Origin of the sequence: Streptomyces sp. NRRL F-5650 (genome assembly GCF_000721365.1) — a bacterium.
Lineage (GTDB): Bacteria > Actinomycetota > Actinomycetes > Streptomycetales > Streptomycetaceae > Streptomyces > Streptomyces ardesiacus.
Map to the genome: position 1 here is coordinate 37,790 of NZ_JOGV01000061.1, position 23,697 is coordinate 61,486.

General features: G+C 71.8%; 17 protein-coding genes and 6 tRNA genes. 11 read left to right on the plus strand and 12 right to left on the minus strand.

Annotated features, from left to right (window positions below; translation table 11 throughout):
* Positions 1-306 precede the first annotated feature (306 nt).
* On the minus strand, positions 307-1,401 hold the full coding sequence (locus IG88_RS0134620) for a Leu/Phe/Val dehydrogenase (RefSeq protein ID WP_031049897.1): 1,095 nt from the start codon (positions 1,399-1,401) through the stop codon (positions 307-309).
* Positions 1,402-1,630: 229 nt separating this feature from the next.
* On the opposite strand from IG88_RS0134620, the gene IG88_RS0134625 reads away from it, so the two are divergent.
* Together IG88_RS0134625 and bldC are read left to right on the plus strand one after the other, a co-directional pair.
* Positions 1,631-2,482, plus strand: a complete 852-nt coding sequence (locus tag IG88_RS0134625; RefSeq protein ID WP_031049900.1) for a hypothetical protein — start codon at positions 1,631-1,633, stop codon at positions 2,480-2,482.
* Positions 2,483-3,051: 569 nt separating this feature from the next.
* Positions 3,052-3,258: a developmental transcriptional regulator BldC gene (gene bldC, locus IG88_RS0134630; protein ID WP_003949541.1), complete on the plus strand. Its 207-nt coding sequence runs from the start codon at positions 3,052-3,054 to the stop codon at positions 3,256-3,258.
* A 424-nt stretch (positions 3,259-3,682) separates the two neighbouring features.
* Here bldC and IG88_RS44725 read toward each other — a convergent pair whose 3' ends face one another.
* From IG88_RS44725 to IG88_RS0134655, 5 genes are all read right to left on the minus strand, one after another.
* Positions 3,683-3,877, minus strand: a complete 195-nt coding sequence (locus IG88_RS44725) for a DUF6274 family protein (RefSeq protein WP_031049903.1) — start codon at positions 3,875-3,877, stop codon at positions 3,683-3,685.
* 193 nt (positions 3,878-4,070) lie between these two features.
* Positions 4,071-4,145: transfer RNA gene (locus IG88_RS0134640), tRNA-Asp, on the minus strand.
* Between the two features lie 104 nt (positions 4,146-4,249).
* A complete protein-coding gene (gene hrpA, locus IG88_RS0134645) occupies positions 4,250-8,233 on the minus strand; it encodes an ATP-dependent RNA helicase HrpA (protein WP_031049906.1) in 3,984 nt (1,327 codons plus the stop codon).
* A 121-nt stretch (positions 8,234-8,354) separates the two neighbouring features.
* A tRNA-Phe gene (locus tag IG88_RS0134650) sits at positions 8,355-8,428 on the minus strand.
* A 94-nt stretch (positions 8,429-8,522) separates the two neighbouring features.
* On the minus strand, positions 8,523-9,125 hold the full coding sequence (locus tag IG88_RS0134655) for a TetR/AcrR family transcriptional regulator (protein ID WP_031049909.1): 603 nt from the start codon (positions 9,123-9,125) through the stop codon (positions 8,523-8,525).
* Between the two features lie 105 nt (positions 9,126-9,230).
* Here IG88_RS0134655 and IG88_RS0134660 point away from each other — a divergent pair, with 105 nt between their 5' ends.
* Positions 9,231-10,181 carry a beta-ketoacyl-ACP synthase III gene (locus IG88_RS0134660; protein WP_031049911.1) on the plus strand — a complete coding sequence of 317 codons (951 nt, stop codon included), beginning with the start codon at positions 9,231-9,233 and terminating at the stop codon, positions 10,179-10,181.
* A 117-nt stretch (positions 10,182-10,298) separates the two neighbouring features.
* Here the strand turns inward: IG88_RS0134660 and IG88_RS0134665 are convergent.
* The 3 genes from IG88_RS0134665 to IG88_RS0134675 all read right to left on the minus strand — a co-directional run bounded on the left by IG88_RS0134665 (position 10,299) and on the right by IG88_RS0134675 (position 12,193).
* Positions 10,299-10,372: transfer RNA gene (locus IG88_RS0134665), tRNA-Phe, on the minus strand.
* Between the two features lie 48 nt (positions 10,373-10,420).
* Positions 10,421-10,493 (minus strand) — tRNA-Glu (locus tag IG88_RS0134670).
* Between the two features lie 80 nt (positions 10,494-10,573).
* Positions 10,574-12,193: a metallophosphoesterase family protein gene (locus IG88_RS0134675; RefSeq protein ID WP_031049914.1), complete on the minus strand. Its 1,620-nt coding sequence runs from the start codon at positions 12,191-12,193 to the stop codon at positions 10,574-10,576.
* 71 nt (positions 12,194-12,264) lie between these two features.
* Between IG88_RS0134675 and IG88_RS0134680 the strand changes: the two genes are divergently transcribed.
* From IG88_RS0134680 to IG88_RS0134700, 5 genes are all read left to right on the plus strand, one after another.
* Positions 12,265-12,615: a metallopeptidase family protein gene (locus IG88_RS0134680; protein ID WP_030404836.1), complete on the plus strand. Its 351-nt coding sequence runs from the start codon at positions 12,265-12,267 to the stop codon at positions 12,613-12,615.
* 152 nt (positions 12,616-12,767) lie between these two features.
* Complete coding sequence (locus IG88_RS0134685; protein ID WP_031049917.1) at positions 12,768-13,319, plus strand: hypothetical protein; 552 nt, start codon at positions 12,768-12,770, stop codon at positions 13,317-13,319.
* A 254-nt stretch (positions 13,320-13,573) separates the two neighbouring features.
* Positions 13,574-15,760, plus strand: coding sequence for a DEAD/DEAH box helicase (locus tag IG88_RS0134690; RefSeq protein ID WP_031049919.1), 2,187 nt, complete (start codon positions 13,574-13,576; stop codon positions 15,758-15,760).
* Positions 15,761-15,878: 118 nt separating this feature from the next.
* Positions 15,879-17,414, plus strand: a complete 1,536-nt coding sequence (locus IG88_RS0134695; protein ID WP_031049921.1) for an amino acid permease — start codon at positions 15,879-15,881, stop codon at positions 17,412-17,414.
* Positions 17,415-17,534: 120 nt separating this feature from the next.
* Positions 17,535-17,610, plus strand: a tRNA-Lys gene (locus IG88_RS0134700).
* 74 nt (positions 17,611-17,684) lie between these two features.
* Here IG88_RS0134700 and IG88_RS0134705 read toward each other — a convergent pair.
* The 3 genes from IG88_RS0134705 to IG88_RS0134715 form a co-directional block, all read right to left on the minus strand.
* Positions 17,685-18,662, minus strand: a complete 978-nt coding sequence (locus IG88_RS0134705; RefSeq protein ID WP_031049922.1) for a MerR family transcriptional regulator — start codon at positions 18,660-18,662, stop codon at positions 17,685-17,687.
* A gap of 70 nt (positions 18,663-18,732) precedes the next feature.
* Positions 18,733-19,998 carry a M20 family metallopeptidase gene (locus IG88_RS0134710; RefSeq protein ID WP_031049925.1) on the minus strand — a complete coding sequence of 422 codons (1,266 nt, stop codon included), beginning with the start codon at positions 19,996-19,998 and terminating at the stop codon, positions 18,733-18,735.
* A 24-nt stretch (positions 19,999-20,022) separates the two neighbouring features.
* Positions 20,023-20,679 (minus strand): trimeric intracellular cation channel family protein, encoded by a 657-nt coding sequence (locus tag IG88_RS0134715; protein WP_031049928.1) that lies wholly within the window; start codon positions 20,677-20,679, stop codon positions 20,023-20,025.
* Positions 20,680-20,862: 183 nt separating this feature from the next.
* On the opposite strand from IG88_RS0134715, the gene IG88_RS0134720 reads away from it, so the two are divergent.
* From IG88_RS0134720 to IG88_RS0134730, 3 genes are all read left to right on the plus strand, one after another.
* Complete coding sequence (locus IG88_RS0134720; RefSeq protein WP_031049932.1) at positions 20,863-21,993, plus strand: dihydrofolate reductase family protein; 1,131 nt, start codon at positions 20,863-20,865, stop codon at positions 21,991-21,993.
* A gap of 67 nt (positions 21,994-22,060) precedes the next feature.
* Positions 22,061-22,134, plus strand: a tRNA-Met gene (locus tag IG88_RS0134725).
* A 208-nt stretch (positions 22,135-22,342) separates the two neighbouring features.
* Entirely contained in the window at positions 22,343-23,554 is a 1,212-nt protein-coding gene (locus IG88_RS0134730; protein ID WP_051852182.1) for a PP2C family protein-serine/threonine phosphatase, read from the plus strand.
* Positions 23,555-23,697 lie beyond the last annotated feature (143 nt).

Sequence of the window (23,697 nt, forward strand, 5' to 3'; positions counted from 1 at the left end):
CAACGACGGGGCTCGACGGCCCCAGAGTCTTGACACGCGTTCATGGTCCGGCACGGGCTCTCCGCGGAGAGACCGGTCCGTAGGGCTTCCACGGTACCTGAGCCCACGCCCATACGGTACGTCGCCCGCAGCACGTGGCACTGCCCAGGACCGTCGAGGCGCCCCGTCCTCGCTGGTCAACCGCGATTTTAACCACGTTTCGGTGGTCGACCCGCCGGGATAAGTGAGAGTTCTCTCGAACTGTGTCCCGACGGGTACCCGTCAAGCCTGCGAGGGCCCCGCAGGGCCCTCGCCGTGATGGCCGGATCACCGACGGTCGCGCGCCTCCGCCATCCGCTGCTCGGCGATCCGGTCGGCCGCGGCGGCCGGCGGAATACCGTCCTCCTTCGCACGTGCGAATATGGCCAGCGTGGTGTCGAAGATCTTCGACGCCTTCGCCTTGCACCGGTCGAAGTCGAACCCGTGCAGTTCGTCGGCGACCTGGATCACACCGCCCGCGTTCACGACGTAGTCCGGCGCGTAGAGGATCCCGCGGTCGGCGAGGTCCTTCTCCACGCCCGGGTGGGCGAGCTGGTTGTTGGCCGCGCCGCACACCACCTTGGCGGTGAGCACCGGCACGGTGGCGTCGTTCAGCGCGCCGCCGAGCGCGCAGGGCGCGTAGACGTCGAGGTTCTCCACCCGGATCAGCGCGTCGGTGTCGGCGACGGCGACCACCGACGGGTGCCGCTCGGTGAGGGCCCGTACGACGTCCTTGCGCACGTCGGTCACGACCACGTGCGCGCCCTCGGCGAGCAGGTGCTCGACCAGGTGGTGGCCGACCTTGCCGACGCCCGCGATGCCGACGGTGCGGTCGCGCAGCGTCGGGTCGCCCCACAGGTGCTGGGCGGCGGCCCGCATGCCCTGGTAGACGCCGTAGGAGGTGAGGACGGAGGAGTCGCCCGCGCCGCCGTTCTCCGGGGAGCGCCCGGTGGTCCAGCGGCATTCCCGGGCCACGACGTCCATGTCGGCGACGTACGTGCCGACGTCGCACGCGGTGACGTAGCGGCCGCCGAGCGAGGCGACGAACCGGCCGTAGGCGAGGAGGAGTTCCTCGCTCTTGATCTGCTCGGGGTCGCCGATGATCACGGCCTTGCCGCCGCCGTGGCCGAGCCCGGCCATGGCGTTCTTGTACGACATCCCGCGGGCGAGGTTGAGCGCGTCGGCGACGGCCTCCGCCTCGCTCGCGTACGGGTAGAAGCGGGTACCGCCGAGCGCGGGGCCCAGGGCGGTGGAGTGGAGGGCGATGACGGCTTTCAGGCCGCTGGCACGGTCCTGGCAGAGCACGACTTGCTCATGACCCCCCTGGTCCGAGTGGAACAGGGTGTGCAGTACATCAGCAGGTGCGCCGGTTACGTCGGTCACGGTGGTGACTCCTGTGTAGGTGCGGCGATGGGCGGCAGCCCCCGTGCGGGTGGCGGGGACTGTGGCACGAGATTAGAGCCTGGCGGTGCCGGCCCGCCGCACAGTGCGCAGGATCACCTCCGCACGGAGTACGGGCGTGCGACGATTTGCAGAGATTCTCGCGCGTTTGTGATCCGTTTCCACGGCTTTCCGCAGGTTTTCGCGTCGGTGCGCGGGGGAGGGAGCAGGCGTGCCCAAGGTGTCCTCGGTGATCGTCCCGTACGCGGCGTACCTGCGTGTCTACGAGCCGCTGGCGGCCTTCCCCGACGAGGAACGCGCCCACTGGACCCGCTACGCCCGCCGCGCCGACCGGCCCTCCTGCCAGGACGAGTTGCGCCGCTCCCTGGCCGACCTGCTGCCCACCCCGCCCGTGGCGGTGCCGGTGCACGAGAGCGCCGACGCCTTCGTGGCGGAGCTGGACGGCGTGGTCTGCGTCTGCCCCTGGCGGACCCGGCTGCGCGGCTGGCAGGCGCTGGGTGAGCTGGCCGAGGACTTCCCGGAGCCGGTCCTGGACGCGCTGATCCCGCCGGTCGTGCGCCGCCAGAGCGCGCAGGACTACGAGCGCTGGCTGGAGCGCAACCCGGACGCCCGGCCGTGGATCCGCACGGCCACCTGGCAGGTGCCGATCAACTGGTTCGTGCTGGTCTCCGACGAGGAGCGCGAGTACGAGGAGGGCGGCGACGGCCCGGCGGCGGCCGCACCGGTGCTGCGCTACCGCACCCCGATGGTGCAGGCCCGGCGTCGGGTGGCCCGGGGGCTGCGGGCCCTGCGGGAAGCCGTCGACGAGGGGCCGCTCATCGACGGGCTGGTGGACGTGGGGCGCTGGCTGGAGGAGTTCCACCCGCGCTCCCTGGTCGAGTTGGACTACGGCGGGCTGGTGCACGCCCTGCCGGCGGGCGAGTTGGCGGCGGACCACTCCGCGGCGGACGTGGCCGAGGGAATCGACGCCCTGCGGCACGGCGACGGGGCCGCCGCGGGGGCGGCCTACGGGCGGCTGGTGGAGCGCTGGCGCGCGGTCCGGGACCGGCGGTCCGCGAACTGACCGTCCGGGCCGGCCGGTGAACTGATGTTTGACGTACCGCTCGATGTGGGGTTTCGTCTTCCGCTCCGACACCTGTTCGGTGTGGGCTCATCCTTTGCCGACAAAGGACGTAGGTCCCGATCCGGGCCTTTGCGTCAAGCGTGACGGACCGCACGTACATCACTCTTGCGCCGCTTCCCCCTCCTCATGCCAAAATAGGACAAGGAGCCCGGGGAGGGCTCCTTCCGTCCTGCTGTGGTGCACTGTGGGCGGAATCTCCGCATTGCACGCTTTGGGGGGTCTGATGTCAGGTCGGGTGTCCCCTGTGCGTCCTGTGACTGATCGTCACAGAGGCGTGACTGTCCGCTATGGCATGGTCCATCGGCTTCCGTCGCTGATGAACACCTGGGAGGGCAATTCCATCGGTTTGGCCGACGCGGCTGGACAGATGGTGTAGTTGTAGTGCCGAGGACAAGCCGTTCGTCCTATAACCGACTCGACTCGCGTCCGCCATTTCGGGCAACGCGGGTCAAGGTGCAGAATTTAGAGGAATGAACCGAGAAGGTTCGGTTCTCCCGAGGAGGCCGCTCATGACCGCTCGCACCCCTGATGCCGAGCCGCTGCTGACCCCGGCTGAGGTCGCCACCATGTTCCGCGTCGACCCGAAGACGGTCACGCGCTGGGCGAAGGCCGGCAAGCTCACGTCGATCCGCACGCTCGGCGGGCATCGCCGCTACCGCGAAGCCGAGGTCCGCGCCCTGCTCGCGGGCATTCCGCAGCAGCGCAGCGAGGCCTGAACAACTGAATAACCGGGCAGAACGGCAGGTCCCCCAACCTGCCGAGGCGCCTGGAACCACAGCTCCAAGCGACGCCGTCCCTGCCCCAACAGAGGTGCGTCGTTGATCGCGCTGGACCCCGCCGGGTCCAGCGCGATTTTTTGTGCCCGGCCGGTCGGCCGGTCGGCCGGCGGGCGGTTCTGTGAGCGGGCTTGTCGGAGTCTGGGGGGCGGTGTCGGTTCGGCTGTGCGAGTGTTGCCGAGGTGGTGCAATTGCACATATTAAATTGACCAGTTGTAGGGGAGGTGTAAGCCCCACCGTTTCAAAAACTCATGGGGTGACACCCGTCACACGGTGCGGAGGTTGTTGGGTTCGGTGCCCGTGCGCTAGTGGAGGTCCGGCCTCCACGAGGTCTGTGCGGCAAGGGTGTTGGAGCCGACGGGGTTCACGCCGTGGTCGCGCTCCCGTCCCCGACGCCCTCTTGACGAGTCGTAGGAGACTGTGGCGTCGGCGAGTCCAGCGCGAGCCGCAACAGGCGGTGGCAGATGGGGCAGTGGCGCGTCACGTGACGGTACGACGACGCGGCCGACAGATGCGCCCGGAGCAGGGCCCTGGTCTCATGCCTGACCGACGCCGCCATACGCCACCTCCAGGGGCCACACGGGGGACGTGCCCTGCCTTTGGAGTACCGAGCGAATGTGACGCCGTCAAGGCCGCGGGAGGGGCTCTGACGGCCTCTCAGGGCTTCCGGCGTCCAGCCGGTGGCCACGCGAGGAGTGGCCGCCCATGTCGAAGAGGGCCCCGCACCGGACGGTGCGGGGCCCTCTTCACTGCGGTCCTGACGGGATTTGAACCCGCGGCCTCCACCTTGACAGGGTGGCGAGCACTCCAAACTGCTCCACAGGACCAGGTTTCGCGGCGCTTCTCGTGCGGTGCGCTGCGAGAAGAGACTGTACAGGAGGGTGGGCCCCCGGTCGAACTCACCCTCCGTACGGGCTCCGTCACCCTTCCGTCAGGGCGCGAGCGCGTCGATGGCCTTCACGATCCGCTTGTCGGAGACCGGGTACGCCGTGCCCAGCGCGTGCGCGAAATAGCTGACCCGCAACTCCTCGATCATCCAGCGGACCTCCAGGACCTGCTGCGGCACCGGCCGGCCCTGCGGCATCTGCTCGAGCAGCCACGCGTACTCGTCCCGCATCTCGTGGACCTTCTCCATGCGGGACGTGTCCCGCTGCACCCCCGTCGGCATCTGCTGCAGCCGGCGGTCCGCCGCGACCAGGTAGCGCATCAGGTCCGGCAGCCGCTTGATCCCCGCCTCGGTGACGAAGCCGGGCTTCACCAGGGCGTCCAACTGCGTCCGCACGTCCTGGAGGTTCGCCAGCAGCGCCGGGCTGCGCACGGCCTTCAGCCGGCGCTCGCACGCCTGCCAGGCCGCCAGCACCTGCTGCACCTGGCCCACCGTGCGGACCGTCGTGTCGACGATCTCCGCGCGGACCTTGTCGTAGAGCTTGCGGTACGACTCCTCGTCCCACGCCGGGCCGCCGAAGTCCGCGATCAGCCTGTCCGCCGCCGCCATGGCGCAGTCGTCGAACAGTGCCTGGATCGAACCGTGGGGGTTCGCGGACAGACCCAGCTTCTGCTGGTTCGTCAGCTTCTCGGACGCGAACTTCGCCGGATTGACCGGGATGTTGCGCAGGATCAGCCGCCGCGTGCCCTTCCACATGGCCTGCGCCTGCTCGGCCTCGGTGTCGAAGAGGCGGACGGAGACGGTGTTCGCCTTCGGCCCGTCGTCCACCAGCGCCGGGTACGCCTTGACCGGCTGGCCGGCCCGGCGGGTCTCGAAGACCCGGGTCAGGGTGCCGATCGTCCAGTCCGTCAGCCCGGAGCGCTCCAGGGACTCGCCGCCGCTGCGCTCCGCCGTGGCCGCCGCGGCCTGCGACAGCGCCTTGCGCGCCTTCGGGCGCAGCCGGAGCTTGAGCGCCTCCAGGTCCTTGTCCTCGGCGAGCTTGCGGCGGCGCTCGTCGACGATCCGGAAGGTGATCTTCAAGTGGTCGGGGACCTTCGCCCAGTCGAAGTCCTCGGCGTCGAGCGGCACCCCCACCATGCGCTTCAGCTCCCGCGCCATGGTCACCGTCAGCGGCTCCTGGAGGGGCACCGCACGGTCCAGGAACGCCTGGGCGTAGTTCGGCGCGGGCACGTAGTGGCGGCGGACCGGCTTGGGCAGGGAACGGATCAGCTCCGTGACGACCTGTTCGCGCAGGCCCGGAATCTGCCAGTCGAAGCCCTCGTCCGTCACCTGGTTGAGCACCTGGAGCGGCACGTGCACGGTCACGCCGTCGGCGTCCGCGCCCGGCTCGAACTGGTACGTCACCCGGAACTTCAACGGCCCCTGCCGCCACGAGTCCGGGTAGTCGTCCTTGGTGACCGCCCCCGCCTTCTCGTTGATGAGCATCTCGCGCTCGAAGTCGAGGAAGTCGGGCTGCTCGCGCCGCTTGTGCTTCCACCAGGAGTCGAAGTGCGCTCCGGAGACGACGTGTTCGGGCACTCGCTGGTCGTAGAAGTCGTACAGCGTCTCGTCGTCGACCAGGATGTCCCGGCGCCGCGCCCGGTGCTCCAGCTCCTCGACCTCGGTCAGCAGCTTGCGGTTGTCGGCGAAGAACTTGTGGTGCGTGCGCCAGTCGCCCTCCACCAGGGCGTTGCGGATGAACAGCTCGCGGCTGACCTCGGGGTCGATCCGCCCGTAGTTCACCTTGCGCTGCGCCACGATCGGCACGCCGTACAGCGTGACCTTCTCGTACGCCATCACGGCCGCCTGGTCCTTCTCCCAGTGCGGTTCGCTGTAGGTGCGCTTGAGGAGGTGCCCGGCGAGCGGCTCCACCCACTCCGGCTCGATCTTCGCGTTGACGCGGGCCCACAGGCGGGAGGTCTCCACCAGCTCGGCCGACATCACGAACCGCGGGGGCTTCTTGAACAGCGCCGAGCCCGGGAAGATCGCGAACTTGGCGTTCCGGGCGCCCACGTACTCGTTCTTCCCCGTGCTCCTCCCGCCGTCCCCTCCACTCTCCTTCACGTCCTTCATGCCGACGTGGGAGAGCAGGCCCGCCAGCAGCGACACGTGCACGCGGTCGTCGGGCGCGGCCTCCTCGGCGTCGTTGACGTGGATGCCCATCTGCTTGGCGACCGTGCGCAACTGCGTGTAGATGTCCTGCCACTCGCGGATGCGCAGGAAGTTGAGGTACTCCTGCTTGCACATCCGGCGGAAGGACGACGAACCGCGCTCCTTCTGCTGCTCGCGCACATAGCGCCAGAGGTTGAGGAAGGCGAGGAAGTCGCTGGTCTCGTCCTTGAAGCGGGCGTGCTGCTGGTCCGCCTGGGCCTGCTTGTCCGCCGGACGCTCCCGCGGGTCCTGGATGGACAGCGCGGCGGCTATGACCATGACCTCGCGGACACAGCCGTTCTTGTCCGCCTCCAGCACCATCCGGGCCAGCCGCGGGTCGACGGGTAGCTGGGCGAGCTTGCGACCGGTGTCGGTCAGCCGCTTGCGTACGTCCTTCTGCGCCGGGTCGAGTGCGCCCAGCTCCTGGAGGAGCTGCACACCGTCGCGGATGTTGCGGTGGTCCGGGGGGTCGATGAAGGGGAACTTCTCGATGTCGCCGAGGCCGGCCGCGGTCATCTGCAGAATGACGGACGCCAGGTTGGTCCGCAGGATCTCCGCGTCCGTGAACTCCGGGCGGGCGTCGAAGTCGTCCTCGGAGTACAGCCGGATGCAGATGCCGTCGGAGGTACGGCCGCAGCGGCCCTTGCGCTGGTTGGCGCTGGCCTGGGAGATCGGCTCGATGGGCAGCCGCTGGACCTTGGTGCGGTGGCTGTAGCGGGAGATGCGGGCGAAGCCGGGGTCGATGACGTACTTGATGCCGGGGACGGTGAGGGAGGTCTCGGCGACGTTGGTCGCCAGGACGATCCGGCGCCCGGTGTGCTGCTGGAACACCCGGTGCTGCTCGGCGTGCGAGAGCCGGGCGTACAGCGGCAGCACTTCCGTGAACCGGTACTTCTTCTTCTCCAGCGCGTCGGCGGTGTCCCGGATCTCCCGCTCGCCGGAGAGGAAGACGAGGATGTCGCCCTTGCCCTCGCCCATCAGCTCCTCGACGGCGTCGGTGATCGCCGTGATCTGGTCCCGGTCGGCGTCCTCGCCGTCCTCCTCCAGGAGCGGCCGGTAGCGCACCTCCACGGGGTAGGTCCGCCCGCTGACCTCGATGATCGGGGCGTCGCCGAAGTGCCGGGAGAAGCGCTCGGGGTCGATGGTCGCCGAGGTGATGACGACCTTGAGGTCGGGACGCTTCGGCAGCAACTGGGCGAGGTAGCCCAGCAGGAAGTCGATGTTGAGGGACCGCTCGTGGGCCTCGTCGATGATGATCGTGTCGTAGGCGCGCAGCTCGCGGTCGGTCTGGATCTCGGCGAGCAGGATGCCGTCCGTCATCAGCTTGATGAAGGTGGACTGCGGATTCACCTGGTCGGTGAACCGCACCTTCCAGCCGACGGTCTCCCCGAGCGGGGTGTCCAGCTCGTCGGCGACCCGCTCGGCGACGGTGCGCGCGGCGATCCGGCGGGGCTGGGTGTGCCCGATCATGCCGCGGACGCCGCGGCCGAGCTCCACGCAGATCTTCGGAATCTGGGTGGTCTTGCCGGACCCCGTCTCACCGGCGACGATCACGACCTGGTGGTCACGGATGGCCGCCGCGATCTCGTCCTTCTTCTGGCTGACCGGGAGCTGCTCGGGGTAGGTGACGGCCGGCACGCGCGCCCTGCGTTCGGCGATGCGCTGCTCGGCCTTGGCCACCTCCGTCTCGATCTCGGCGAGGACGGCGGCGCGGGCCTCCGGCTTACGGATCTTCCGCGCACCCTCGAGCCTGCGGCCGAGCCGGTGCGCGTCGCGCAGGGACAGCTCGGTCAGCCGGGGGGCGAGGGCGCCGAGGGCGGGGGCAGAGTGCGTAGACATACGGGTTCCAGGATCTCATCCCCGGGAAAATCCTGGCGAACGCTTTTGCCGTGGCCTCCGCAAGGGCGCGTACCGGCCCCGCACACAACAAAGCCCCGGTCCGTGACCGGGGCCTGTGCTGTGGCTGGGGCCGGGGTCGAACCGGCGACCTATCGCTTTTCAGGCGATCGCTCGTACCAACTGAGCTACCCAGCCGCGGGGTTTCACGTGAAACCCAGGACCTTCGTACGACAGTGTCGCACATCCACCAGTCCTCGCGGTGCTCGGCGGCCGGGGCCCCAGCGCCCTCCTAGGAGGACCCGAGGCGACGGCGCACCGCGTACCGGGCGCGTTCGGGTGCCCGGCCGTCGCGATGCAGTTGCAGCGAGTGGTTGAGGGCCAGCATGATCCCGAACAGCTCGTACACCAGTTGGTCGGGGTCGGTGTCGGCCGGCAGGTCGCCGGCGGCGACGGCCCGGCGGATGTGGATGCTCAGATCGCGGCGCCAGAGGGCGTCCAGACCGGCGACGGCATCGCGCACCGGTCCGTCCCGGCCGTCGAACTCCGCGGCCGCGGCCGTGAAGAAGCAGCCGCCCGGCAGCAGGGCCCGTTCCAGGTACGAGATCCATGCCTCGCACAACGCGGTCAGGTGGGCCAGCCCCGCCGGCACGTTCCGCACCCGTTGCGGCACCTCACGGGCGAACATCTCCGCCGCCGCGTCGACGACGGCGAGTTGCAGACCCTGCTTCGTGCCGAAGTGGCCGAGCACCCCGGCCTTGCTCATCCCCATCTCGGTCGCCAGGCGGCCGATGGTCAGTCCCTCCAGCCCTTCCACGGACGCGAGAGTCAGACCCCGGTCAACGATGCGCCGGCGGGTGCGACTGGCCTCCAGGGCGGAGTTGCGAGGGCTCACGGGATCACATGGTAGCCGCTTGCCCGGCCTTTAACTTCCGACCGTTCGGTTGCTATATTCCGGCGAGCTCCGCCCGAACATCACGCAGACCGACCGAGGAGAGCCGTGCCGGGTAACCGTATCGTCGCCATGGGTCACCATCAGCCGTCCCGAGTGCTGAGCAACGCGGACCTGGAGCAGATGGTGGAGACCAGCGACGACTGGATCCGCCGGCGGACCGGGATCGCCACCCGCAGGATCGCGGGTGAGGACGAGTCCGTGACCGACATGGCCGCGGCTGCCGCGGCCAAGGCGCTGGCTGCCTCCGGCCTCGCGCCGGCAGAGATCGGGTTCGTGACCGTCGCCACCTGCTCCGCCATGGACCGCTGTCCTTCCATCGCCGCCCAGGTCGCCGCCCGCCTGGAAATCCCCTCCGCCGTCTGCTTCGACCTGAACAACGGATGCGCCGGCTTCACCACGGCCCTGGCCGGCGCGGATCACGCGCTCAGGGCGGGAGCGGCCCGGCACGCCCTCGTCGTCGGCGCCGAGAAGATGAGCGACGTCACCGACTGGAGCGACCGCAGGACGTGCGTTCTCCTGGCCGACGGTGCGGGCGCGGCCGTGATCAGCCCGACCGAGGCGGGTGACGACGGCATCGGCCCGGTCGTCTGGGGATCCGACCCGACCCGCGGCGACGCGGTGCGACTGCGGGACGGCTGGCAGCCGAAGTTCGCCCAGGAGGGCCAGACGGTCTTCCGCTGGGCCACCACCGAGCTGCCCGCCTTCGTCGAGGACGCCTGCCGCCGGGCCGGCATCGCCACCACCGACCTCGCGGCGGTCGTCACCCACCAGGCCAATCTGCGGATCATCGAGGCGCTGACCCGACGCCTCGCGCTGCGCGACGACGTCGTGATCGCCCGGGACGTCGTCGACTCCGGCAACACCTCCGCCGCGTCCGTCCCGCTCGCGCTGTCCAAACTCGTCGAGCGCGGAGAAGTGCCCGTGGGCGCGCCCGTACTGCTGTTCAGCTTCGGCGGGGGCCTTTCCTGGGCCGGCCAAGTCGTCGCCTGCCCCTGAGAGGGCATCCGGTGCGGCCACGCCCAGGTCCGCGGGAGGCCACCGGAGGCGGGGGCACGTCGCTGACGTACATGAGAAGCCCCGGACGGAGACCGTCCGGGGCTTCTCATGATGCTGTGGCTGGGGCCGGGGTCGAACCGGCGACCTATCGCTTTTCAGGCGATCGCTCGTACCAACTGAGCTACCCAGCCGCGGGGTTTCACGTGAAACCCGGAGAACCGGACACCTGATGTTGAGCGTGCCCCCAACGGGATTCGAACCCGTGCTACCGCCTTGAAAGGGCGGCGTCCTAGGCCGCTAGACGATGAGGGCTATCGGCCCGCCTGGGCGCTTCTCAGCGCGTCGGGGACGTGAGAAGCATATGGGATGGCGGGAGGGATCGCCAAAACGGTTTACGGAGTGCTGCGGGCGGGGCCGTCCGGGGCCGAGCGGGAGGCACTGGTGGGGGAGGCGCCGGTGGGGGACGGCGACCGGACCGCGCCGGGCTGGTTCTCCTTCGGCAGGTGGCGGCTGACCTCGGCCGTGGTCAGGCCCAGGCCGCCGAGCTTGATCTCGTCCCACGCCTGGAGGCGCCGGGAGTCACGGTCGAAGTAGAGGATCGACGCCTGGATGGGGTCGGGGTACTTGCCCTCGACCGCGCGCAGGCCGCTGCCGCCGGTGGAGCCCTCGGTGCGCAGCCGGGTGCCGTACTTCATGACCTCCATGTCCTCGTGGTGGAGGTGCCCGGAAAGCACCAGGGGAACGTCGCCGTCGACCTCGCGGGCGGCCGACGGCTCGTGGGCGACGGCCACGTCCACCGGGGTGCCGGCCGCGCTCTCGTCGCGCAGGGCGGAGGCGAGACGGGCCCCGGCCAACTCCTGGGACGCCTCGGCACCGTCCGCCTTGGAGCGGTCCGGGGTGTACTGCGGGTCGCCCATGCCGGCGAAGCGCAGACCGGCGACGGTACGGGCGTGGCCGTCGTCCAGGACGTGCACGTTCTTCAGGTGCTTCAGGTACTCCTGGGTGCCGCGGGAGTCGTGGTTGCCGCGGACCCAGACATAGGGGGCGCCGAGGTCCTCGACGGGGTCCAGGAAGCCGTTCTCGGCGGCGGTGCCGTGATCCATGGTGTCGCCGGAGTCGACGATCACGTTCACCTTGTACTGCTGCACCAGCGAGGCGATGATCTTCCAGCTCGCCGGGTTCAGGTGGATGTCCGACACGTGCAGCACGCGGATCGTGGTCGGGTCGGGCTGGTAGGCGGGGAGCGTCGAGGTGACGTCGTAGAGCTTGGTCACGTTGGTGACCAGGCGGGCCAGTTCCTTCTGGTAGACGTCGAACTCGGTCACGATGCTGCGCGCGTTGCCCACCAGGGAGGGCGCGGAGGAGAGCAGTCCGGAGAACTTCGGCTCCAGGACCGAGTCGGGGTTCCAGGTCGCGTACGCGGTGCCGCCGGAGGCGACCAGCAGGGTGAGCGCGAGCCCGCCCGAGGCGAGGGCGCGCCGGGGGCGCCGGTAGACGGCGAGGCCGAGGGCGGTGGCGCCGGTGACGACGGCGACGCAGGAGCGGACGGCGAGGTCGAGGGTGCCGTGCTCGACGTCCCGGGCGACCTCGTCCTGGAGGCCGGAGAGGCGCTCGGGGTGGTCGACGAGGGCCTGGGCGCGGGCGGGGTCGAGCTGGTCGACGTTGACGTCGAGGCGGACCGGGGCGACGTGGCTGTCGAGCTGGAGGGCGCCCAGCGGCGAGACGTTGATCTTCGTGCCGCCCGCGAGGGACGGGCGCAGGGTCATCGTCGTGTCCATGGGCCCGACCGGAACCCGGACGTTGCCGACCGCCAGCAGCCCCAGCCAGGCGCCGAGCAGGACGACGGCGACCAGGCCGGCGGCGCGGGTCCAGGGGCGGGGGCCGGCGGCGAGCTCCGGGGTCGCGGACCCCCGGCGGTCGCGGCGGCGGCGGGCGAGAGCGCGCGGGACGGTGCGGATGGGGTTCATCACCTCGGCCAGGACGTGCAGGACTGCGGCGGGGACGCGGGCCATTGGTCCCGTATGCCCGTCGCCCGGGGCGGATATGCGGGCCGTGCTCCACGGTCGTACCCGACAATGGACGCGTGCTGGAGATGACGCGCGAGGAGTTCGAGGAACTGGTCGCCGAGGCCCTTGACCGGATTCCGCCGGAGCTGACGCGGCTGATGGACAACGTCGCGGTGTTCGTCGAGGACGAACCCCCGGCGGACGATCCCGAGCTGCTGGGGCTGTACGAGGGGACGCCGCTCACGGAGCGCGGCGAGTGGTACGCGGGCGTGCTGCCGGACCGGATCACCATCTACCGGGGGCCGACCCTGCGGTACTGCGAGACGCGCGAGGACGTCGTCGCCGAGACCGAGGTGACGGTCGTTCACGAGATCGCCCACCACTTCGGGATCGACGACGCACGGCTGCACTCCCTCGGATACGGGTGAGCGGACCCGGGTGCGCGTGATCGGACCGGGGGCGGCGCGTGTCCGGGTACGGGTGACGCGCTCGGGTCAAGTCCGCCTCGCCGGACGCGTGTCCTCTTGTGGGTGACGGGAGTTGGGCACGGCGACTCCTTGACCCCCGGAGGTGGCCGCCCGTGCGCCCCTTGTACGTACCCGTCCGTCTGGCCGCCACGGCCATGGCCGTCGCCGCCGCCGCCGGCTGCATGAGCGTCGGCGACGACGCGCCCGGCGGGGGCGCCAGGCCGTCGCACTCCGCCGGCGAGCGGGGCGGCGAGGCGCCGGAGGGCGGCCCCTCGGTCTCCGGCGGGAACGCCGGGTACGGCGCGGCGGTCGCCGACGGGAAGCGCGGCAAGGGCGAGAAGGGCGAGGGCAAGGCCGAGGGCGAGGGCAAGGGGAAGGGCGGCGGAGCCGAGAAGGGCGAGGGCGCGTCCGGCTCGGAGCCCCCGGCCGCCCGCCCGACCGGAGAGCGACCGCCCGACGGCGGGAACCAGGAGCCCGGTCCCACCCGGACGCCGCCGCAGGAGCCCACCCGGCCGGCCGAGCCGGAGCCGACGCCCCCCGAGGAGCCGCCCGCCTCCCCGACGCCGGAGCCGACGGTGGCCGAGCCGTCCTCGTCGGCGCACGAGCCGCCCGGGACCCAGTTGCAGCAGCGGGAGCCGGCACCGGCCGCCGGGACCCCTGCGTAGCGCGGGGCCTCTGAGCAGGGCGCGGGCTGCGCCTGAGCTGCGGATGCGCTGCCGGTTTGCCTTCGGGGGTGGAGGGTGCGTATGGTGGTAGATCGTTTGATCCCATTTGCCCGGCGCCATCGCAGAGCGCGCCGTGTGGCGCGTACTCTCCCCTTGCCGTGGTGGACCGCATCGAGGCGGTCGTATTGCGAATCGCGATTCACGGAGTTGACGGGCGCGTGCCGACGAGAGACTCCGGAAGGTTTCGCATTCGCATGTCCATCATCAGTACTGATCACGCCGTGGTGCCCGAGAACGCCGAGGGCGTCGAGGGTGCGCCGGAGGCCGTCGTCGAGGCCGCGGACGCCCCCGCGGCCGCCGAGTCCCCGGAGGCCGCCGAGGCTCCCGAGCCGACCTTCGCCGACCTCGGGCTGCCCGAGGGCGTCGTCCGCAAGCTCGCGCAGAACGGCGTGACCACCCCCTTCCCGATCCAGGCCGCGACCATCCCGGACGCGCTGGCGGGCAAGGACATCCTCGGCCGCGGCCGCACCGGCTCCGGCAAGACCCTCTCCTTCGGTCTGCCGACCCTGGCCACCCTGGCCGGCGGCCGCACCGAGAAGCACAAGCCCCGCGCCGTCATCCTCACCCCGACCCGCGAGCTGGCCATGCAGGTCGCCGACGCACTCCAGCCGTACGGCGACGTCGTGGGCCTGCGGATGAAGGTCGTCTGCGGCGGCACCTCCATGGGCAACCAGATCTACGCCCTGGAGAAGGGCGTCGACATCCTGGTCGCCACCCCGGGCCGTCTGCGCGACATCATCAACCGCGGCGCCTGCTCGCTGGAGAACGTGGAGATCGCGGTCCTCGACGAGGCCGACCAGATGTCCGACCTGGGCTTCCTGCCCGAGGTCACCGAGCTGCTCGACCAGGTCCCGGCCGGCGGCCAGCGGATGCTGTTCTCCGCCACCATGGAGAACGAGATCAAGACCCTCGTCGACCGGTACCTGAAGGACCCGGTCAGCCACGAGGTCGACGCCGCCCAGGGCGCCGTGACGACCATGTCGCACCACATCCTGGTCGTGAAGCCCAAGGACAAGGCGCCGGTCACCGCGGCCATCGCCTCCCGCAAGGGCCGCACCATCATCTTCGTGCGCACCCAGCTCGGCGCCGACCGCGTCGCCGAGCAGTTGCGCGACGCGGGCGCCAAGGCGGACGCGCTGCACGGCGGCATGACGCAGGGCGCGCGCACCCGCACGCTGGCCGACTTCAAGGACGGCTACGTCAACGTCCTGGTCGCCACCGACGTCGCCGCCCGCGGCATCCACGTCGACGGCATCGACCTCGTCCTGAACGTGGACCCGGCCGGCGACCACAAGGACTACCTGCACCGCGCCGGCCGTACGGCACGCGCGGGCCGCACCGGCACGGTCGTCTCGCTCTCCCTGCCGCACCAGCGGCGTCAGATCTTCCGGCTGATGGAGGACGCGGGCGTCGACGCCACGCGCCACATCATCCAGGGCGGCGCGGCCTTCGACCCCGAGGTCGCCGAGATCACCGGTGCCCGGTCCATGACCGAGGTCCAGGCCGAGTCGGCGGGCAACGCGGCGCAGCAGGCCGAACGTGAGGTCGGCCAGCTCACCAAGGAGCTGGAGCGGGCCCAGCGCCGTGCCACCGAGCTGCGCGAGGAGGCGGACCGCCTGGTCGCCAAGGTCGCGCGGGAGCGCGGCGAGGACCCGGAGACGGTTCTGGCCGAGGTGGCCGCCACCGCGTCCGAGGCCGTGGTCTCGCTGCCCGAGCAGGCCGGCGCGCGGGACGTGGAGAAGGCGGAGCGGCCGGAGCGCACGGGCGGACACGGCCACGGACACGGCCGCGACCGCTTCGCCGACCGGGGCGAGCGGACCGAACGTTCCTACGACCGCCGTGACGACCGTGGTGACCGGGGTGACCGTGGCGGGTTCCGCCGTGACGACCGTGGTGGCCGTTCCTTCGACCGTCGTGACCGTGACGACCGCGGCGGGCGTTCCTTCGACCGTCGCGACGACCGCGGGGGCCGCTCGTTCGACCGCCGTGACGACCGTGGCGACCGCGGCGGCTTCCGCCGTGACGACCGTGGCGACCGGGGTGACCGGGGCGGGTTCCGCCGTGACGACCGTGGTGGCCGTTCCTTCGACCGTCGCGACGACCGCGGGGGCCGCTCGTTCGACCGCCGTGACGACCGTGGCGACCGTGGTGGCTTCCGCCGCGACGACCGTGGTGAGCGGGGCGGCTTCCGCCGTGACGACCGCCGGGACGACCGCGGCGGTCACCGCGGCAGCGACCGTCCGTTCAACCGCGACCGCCAGGGCGACCGCCCCGGCTTCCGCTCCGGCGGTCACGACCGCCCGTACGGCCGCCGTGACGACCACCGCGGTTCGTCCTTCGGCCGCCGCGACGACAAGCCGCGCTGGAAGCGCAACGGCTGACGCCTGAACGTCCGTACGCGCCGCGGCCCCTGCCCTGACGGGTGGGGGCCGCGGCGTTTCCGCTTCCCGGACGCCGAGTGACGCATGTCACGCTCAGCCCGAGGGAATTGCTGGGGTCATGACAGATGACGCCAAGGCGAGTGGGCTGTCGGACGAGGAACGGCTGGCCCAGCTCGGCTACACCCAGGTTCTGGCCCGCCGCATGTCGGCGTTCTCCAACTACGCGGTCTCCTTCACGATCATCTCGGTCCTGTCGGGCTGCCTGACCCTCTACCTCTTCGGCATGAACACGGGCGGCCCCGCCGTCATCACGTGGGGCTGGGTCGCCGTCGGCCTGATGACCCTCTTCGTCGGCCTGGCGATGGCCGAGATCTGCTCGGCGTACCCGACCTCGGCGGGCCTGTACTTCTGGGCGCACCGCCTGGCGCCCCCGCGTACGGCGGCGGCCTGGGCGTGGTTCACGGGCTGGTTCAACGTGCTGGGCCAGGTCGCGGTCACCGCCGGCATCGACTTCGGCGCCGCGTCCTTCCTCGGCGCGTACCTGAACCTGCAGTTCGACTTCGAGGTGACGCCGGGCCGCACGATCCTCCTCTTCGCCGCGATCCTGGTCCTGCACGGCCTGCTCAACACCTTCGGTGTCCGCATCGTCGGCCTGCTGAACAGCGTGAGCGTGTGGTGGCACGTCCTGGGCGTCGCGGTCATCGTCGGCGCGCTGACCTTCGCGCCGGACCACCACCGGCCGGCGTCCTTCGTCTTCGGCGAGTTCGTGAACAACACGGGCTGGGGCAGCGGGGTGTACGTCGTCCTCATCGGCCTCCTGATGGCCCAGTACACCTTCACCGGCTACGACGCCTCCGCCCACATGACCGAGGAGACCCACGACGCGTCCACGGCCGGTCCGAAGGGCATCGTCCGCTCCATCTGGACGTCCTGGATCGCCGGTTTCGTCCTCCTCCTCGGCTTCACCTTCGCCATCCAGTCCTACGAGGGCGCCCTGACGTCCCCGACGGGCGCGCCGCCCGCCCAGATCCTCCTGGACGCGCTGGGCGCGACGGCGGGCAAACTCCTGCTCCTGGTCGTCATCGGGGCCCAGCTCTTCTGCGGGATGGCATCGGTGACGGCCAACAGCCGCATGATCTACGCCTTCTCCAGGGACGGCGCGCTGCCGTACTCCCACGTCTGGCACACGGTGAACCCGCGCACCCGCACGCCGGTCGCGGCGGTCTGGCTGGCGGCCCTGGCCGCGCTGGTCCTGGGCCTCCCCTACCTGATCAACGTCACGGCGTACGCAGCGGTGACGTCCATCGCGGTCATCGGCCTCTACATCGCCTACGTCATCCCGACGCTCCTGCGCGTCCGCCGGGGCGCCGCCTTCGAACGCGGGCCCTGGCACCTGGGCCGCTGGTCGCAGCCGGTGGGCGTGGTCGCGGTGACGTGGGTCGGCGTCATCACGGTCCTGTTCATGCTGCCGCAGGTGTCCCCGGTCACCTGGGAGACCTTCAACTACGCGCCGATCGCCGTCCTGGTCGTCCTGGGCTTCGCCGCCACCTGGTGGCTGGCCTCGGCGCGGCACTGGTTCCTCAACCCCGACCACGAACGCACCCGGGCCCGCGCCGCCGCCCACGCCAACGCCCCCGAGCCGGCGGACCCGTAACCCCCACGGCGCCCCCGCCCCTGCGACGCGGCCGGGACCCCGATACCCGATCGGAGTCCCGGCCGAGGCGGGCTATGCTCGGTGTGGCACCATCACGCGACACCGCGCGACAGTGCCCCTGGGCCCTTAGCTCAATTGGCAGAGCAGTGGACTTTTAATCCATTGGTTGTGGGTTCGAGTCCCACAGGGCCTACCACGCGCAGGCGGGCTGTATGTCCTGTGACCTGCCCGGCAGCGTCCGGGTCGGCTTCGGTCGGCCCGGACGCGCCGTCATTTCGCGCCCGCCCGGGCGTCCCCGCGCCGCGTGGGTGTCGTCACCGCTCGCAGGGCCCGGGCCATCCAGGGCTGGAAGGGCAGGTGGCCGGGGACGACCTGCCAGTCGTTCACGGTCCACACCAGTTGCCAGTACCGCTCGGCGAGCGGGTCGTGTCCCTTCTCGAACCGCCGGGCCGCCCACTCCCGCAGCGAGGGCCCGTCGGGACGGCCGAGGGCGGCTGCGAAGCGCCGCATCACCGTGTCGACGACCGGGGCGGCGTCCGCGGATTCCGGATCGACGCCGGCCTCCCTCGCCGCGGCGACGGTGCGCCTGACGAACAGGACGAGCTCCGCCGCCACCTCCGGGTCCACACCCGGCAGCACGTCCTCGTCGGCGGGCGGGAGCGCCGCATCCGCCACGCGCGCGCGGAAGTCCTCGTCGGCCATCAGCTCGGCCAGTTCCACCCAGGCGGCGAGCTGGGCGTCGGACGGCTCGTCGGGGAGGTCGGGCAGGGCGGTGCGCAGGGCGGCCAGGGCGTCGCGGGCCCGTGGCGGGCCGGCGCCGAGAGCGGCGACGAAGTCGGCCACCATGCGCCGCCGTTCGTCGCAGGTGAGGCGGGTGAGCCGGTGCATGAACACGGTCTCCTCGGGGCTGGGGCGGCGCCGGGCGACGAGCCGCAGCAGGCTGTGACGCAGGCGCAGCGCGCGGATGCGCAGGACGGTGGCGTCGGCGTGCGCGGCGGCGACCTCGGCGACGGAGAGGTCTCCGGTGAGGACTTGACGGATCGTGGCGAGGTCGACGTCCAGCTCCCGCAGAACGCCGATGAGGTGGAGCCGGTCGACGGCCGCGTCGTCGTATCGGCGGTAGCCGGCCGCGGTTCGGGCCGTGGGCGGCAGCAGTCCGGTGTCGGAGTAGAACCGGATGGTCCGTACGGGCACTCCGGTACGGGTGGACAGGTCACCGATCGAGTGCGGGGGCGTCGCGCCGTTCATGGGGCCCACTCTCCGGTCTCCAGCCGGTGGAGAGTCAAGGACGCACTGTCGGGGCCGCGGGGCCCCGCCGCTACCCGGCCCGCTGGCCGAGCCAGGCCAGGGCGGCGACCGTCATGGCGCTCACGCCCGTGTCCAGGGTCGGCTGGAGGACGGGGGCGAAGGAGGCGCTGTGGTTGACCGGGACGTCCTGAGCGAGGGTGCCGTTGCGGGCGGCCTCCGCGTAGCGGTCCGGGTCGGTGCCGCCGATGGCCCAGTACGTGAACGGCACCCCGAAGGCCTGCGGGATCTCGCTCATGTCCTCGCTGGCGGTCTGCAGTTCGACGGTGTGGGCGTCGTCCCCGAAGTACGCGCCGAACGCCTCCGCCACGCGCCGGGTCGGCTCCTCGTCGTTGACGGTGGGAGGGAAGGACGAGAGCCGTTCGAACCCGGGCTCCTCGGGGGAGCGGGACGCCTCGCACTCGGCGCGGACGATGCGCTCGATCGCGTCCAGGACCCGGGTGCGGGTGGCGTCGTCGTACGTGCGGACGTTGAGTTCCAGGACGGCCCGGTCGGGGATGACGTTGGGGCCGCTGCCCGCGTGGATGCTGCCGACGGTGACGACGGCGGGGGTGGTGGCGGCCAGTTCCCGCGAGACGACGGTCTGCAGGCGCAGGACGACGGACGCCGCGAGCACCACCGGGTCGACCGACGCCTGGGGCGCCGAACCGTGCGCGCCGCGGCCGTGCAGGGTGACGCGGAGGCTGTCCGCGGCGGAGAGGAAGGAGCCCGCACGGGTGCCGACGTAACCGGCCCGGTACGGCAGGACGTGCTGGGCGAGGACGACGTCGGGCCGGGGCGACCGGTCGGTGAGGCCGTCCTCGATCATGGCCTTCGCACCGGCGCCGTTCTCCTCGGAGGGCTGGAAGAGCGCGACGAAGGTGCCCCGCCAGGCGTCCCGGTGCCCGGCCATCAGTCGCGCGCACCCGACGAGGCCGGTCACGTGCACGTCGTGGCCGCAGGCGTGCATCACCGGCTGCTCCCGGCCGTCCGCGTCGGTGACCGTCTCGGTGGAGGCGTACGGCAGGCCGGTCCGCTCCCGGACCGGGAGGGCGTCCATGTCGGCGTGGGCCATGACGACCGGGCCGTCCCCGTTGGAGAGCACCCCGATCACGCCGGTGCCGCCGATGCCCTCGGTCACCTCGTAACCGCTCTCCCGCAGGGCGTCCGCCGCCTTCTTCGCCGTGCGGTGCTCCCGCAGGCCCAGTTCGGGGTGCCGGTGCAGGTCGCGGTAGAGGTCCTCCAGGCCGGAACGGACGGCGCCGAGTCCGGCCAGGACGGTCCGCGCGGTGTCGCTCATCGGGGTTCCTCCATGGAATCGAGGCTACGGACGGCGCCGGATTCGGCCACCGGACGGACGCGTCTCGGGTGGTTCCGGCGCGTTCAGGCCGAAGCGGAGACCGAGCATCCGGATCAGGAAGCAGACCGCCGCCGCGCCGAGCGCCGCCGGGAGGCCGTACAGCCCCGTCTCGGTGGTCGCGACGGTCACCGCGGCGCCCGCCAGGGCGGGGAGGGCGTACAGGCCGGTCCGCAGCACCGTCGGGATCCGGCCGACGAGCGTGTCGCGGATCGTCCCCCCGCCGACCGCGGTGATCACGCCCAGCAGCATCGCGGGTACGACGGCCAGCCCGGCGTCCAGCGCCTTGCTCGCGCCGATCACCGCGAAGGTGCTCAGGCCGACCGCGTCGAGCACGGTGATCGCCGGTTCCAGCCGGCGCAGGTGCCTGCTGACCGCGAAGGCGATCAGACCGCCGACGGCGGCGAGCGTGTAGTAGCGCCAGTCGAGCAGGGTGGTGGGCGGCAGGGAGTCGATGAGCACGTCCCGGACGAACCCGCCGCCCAACGCGGTGATCATCCCGAGCACCACCACCCCGACCACGTCCAGCCGGGCCGCCCGCACCGCGGTCAGCGCCCCGTTCAGCCCGAACGCGAAGGTGCCGGTCAGATCCAGGGCGAGCAGCGGCGCGGGTTCGGTGCTCATGGGGCGCCGGGTACCCCGGTGCCGGTCCGGTCAGCCGGGCAGCCCTCCCGGCGGTGAACGGCTCACCGGAGACCGGGTCGGTGACCGGCGGCGAACCCGCCCCGCGGCGGCCATGACCGACAATGGCCGCACTCCACGCCCCGTCCGCCCGCTCGCCCCGCCCCTCCCACCGGAGTGCCGCACATGCCCCTTCCCCACGTCCTCCTCTCCGCCGCCGTCTCCCTCGACGGCTACCTGGACGACGGCGGGCCCGAACGGCTCCTGTTGTCCAGCCCCGCCGACTTCGAGCGGGTCGACGAGGTGCGGGCCCGTGCGGACGCGATCCTGGTCGGGGCCGGTACGGTCCGGGCGGACAACCCGCGGCTGCTGGTGAACTCGGCGAAGCGGCGGGCGGCGCGGGTCGCGGCCGGGGAGGCGGAGTACCCGCTCAAGGTCACCGTCAGCGGGAGCGGCGAGCTGGACCCGGCGGCGCGGTTCTGGCACACGGGTGGGGAGAAGGCGCTGCTGACCACGGACGACGGTGCCCGGAGGGCCCGCGCGCTCGGGATCCGGGCCGAGATCGTCTCCCTGGGGACCGCGCTCGACTGGCACGCCGCGCTGGAGTACCTGCACGACCGGCGGGGCGTGCGACGGCTCATGGTCGAGGGGGGCGGGAGCGTGCACACCCAGTTGCTCCAGCAGGAACTGGCCGACGAACTGCACCTCGTCCTCGCCCCGCTCCTGGTCGGGGACCCGGCCGCGCCCCGGCTGTTCGGGCCCGGTGCCTACCAGAGCGGGCGGCTGCGGCTGGTGGAGTCCCGGCGGATCGAGGACGTCGTGCTGATGCGGTACCGGCCCACCGCACCCGGCACCGGCGTGCGGGTGGCCGCCGCGGACCGGCACTGGCTCGCGCTCGCCTGCGAGCTGGCCGAGCTGTGCCCGCCGTCGGACACCGCCTTCAGCGTGGGGGCGGTCGTGGTCGCCGCCGACGGGAGTGAGCTGGCGCGGGGGCATTCGCGGGAGGGGGGCGACGCGGTCGTGCACGCGGAGGAGGCCGCGCTCGCGAAGATCGCGCCGGACGACCCCCGGCTCGCCCGCGCCACCGTGTACAGCAGTCTCGAGCCCTGTGCCCGCCGGGCCTCCCGGCCCGCGCCCTGTGCCCGGCTGATCCTGGACGCCGGGGTGCGCCGTGTCGTCACGGCCTGGCGGGAGCCGGACACCTTCGTGACGGAGCCGGACGGCAGCGGGGTGCTCGCCGCCGGGGGCGCCGACGTCGTCGTACTGCCCGCGTTCGAGGCCCGGGCCACGGCACCGAACCGGCATCTGGAGCGGTAGGAGGCCCCCGCGGGGATACCGATGTGCATTCCGGTCCCGGGATGACGTACAGTGGTGCACACAACGACGCGGGGTGGAGCAGCTCGGTAGCTCGCTGGGCTCATAACCCAGAGGTCGCAGGTTCAAATCCTGTCCCCGCTACTGAAGGCCGAGGGCCGGAATCCGAAAGGGTTCCGGCCCTCGGTGCGTTCCTCGGTGCGTTCTCCTCTCCGGCGCCTCCGTCATCCGGTCGGCCCCCCACCGCTCGCCGCCCGCCCCCGCTCCCGGAAACCTGGACTCCTGGACGGCAAGCGGCAAGCGGCACGCGGACGTGCGGGGTGGCGGGAGACGAGTGGTGCGGCCAGGTGACGTGGACGACGAGGGAGCGGTCGCCAGAGCCGGCGGCCGGCTCCCCGGTGATCCCGCCCCCGACCCCGGCCTCGGCGACGACGAGCCGCCCGCCGGGCCGCCGCCGCGCCGCCGGGCCGGGTTCCGGCGGGCCTTCGTGCTCGCGCTCCCCGTCCTGCTGATCGCCGTCGCCATCCTGTACGACATCCTCACCCCGAGATACTTCACCGCCGGCCCCCTCTACGCGGCCGCGCCCCTGATCGCCGCTCCGGTCTACTCGCGGCGCGGCACGGTGCTCACGGGCGTCACCGTCGTCGTCGCGGTCATCGGGCTGCAGCTCGCCAAGGGCGTCATCCGCTACGTCGACTCCCTCACCGAGCTGATCACCATCGCGACGGTCGCCGTGCTCGCCGTCCTGGTGAACGGCTTCGTCCGGCGCGCCGGCGCACGCCTCGTCTCCGTCCGTGAGATCGCCGAGGCCGCCCAGCGCGCCGTGCTGCCCGAACCCGCCGAGCGCATCGCCGGTTTCGAGATCGCCGTCTGCTACGAGGCCGCGCAGGCCGACGCCTTCATCGGCGGCGACCTGTACGCGGTGCAGGACAGCGCCCGCGGCGTCCGGCTCATCGTCGGCGACGTGCGGGGCAAGGGCATGGGCGCGGTGGCCGCCGTCGCCGTCGTGATCGGCGCCTTCCGCGAGGCCGCCGAGCAGGAGGCGACGCTGGAGGCGGTGGCGCAGCGTCTGGAGCGGGCCCTGGCGCGCGAGGGCACCCGGCGGGACGGACTGGACGCCTTCGAGGGCTTCACCACCGCGATCCTCGCCGAACTCCCGCACGGCGACGGGACCGTACGCATCGTCAACCGCGGCCACCCGCCGCCCCTGATGCTGCACGCCGACGGCAGCGTCGGCCCGCTGCCCGCCCGCGAGTCGGCGCTGCCGCTCGGCATGGGCGAGCTGGGGGTGTGGCCCGACCGGGCGGAGGAGGCCGACTTCCCCGGTGGGGCCACGCTGCTGCTCTACACCGACGGACTGACCGAAGCCCGGGACGCCAAGGGCGAGTTCTACGATCCGCAGGCGCGGCTGGCGGGCCGTGCCTTCCGGGATCCGGCGGCGCTGCTCGACGCCCTCGCCGAGGACGTGCGCAGGCACTCGGGGGGCGGCATGGCGGACGACATGGCGCTGCTCGCCGTGCGCCGGCCCCGGCGCGGGGACCAAGATCAATGTCACGAGCCGTGACGGCCCGGTCCCCCTCCGCATAACAACTGACACACCGTCAGAACGCAGTGGCGTGAAGAGGAATACTGAGGGGCGGTCAACTCGCCCGGGTTTCACCGGTCGTGAGGTGTATGTACCGGCCGTTTCCGTTAATGATCAAGCGG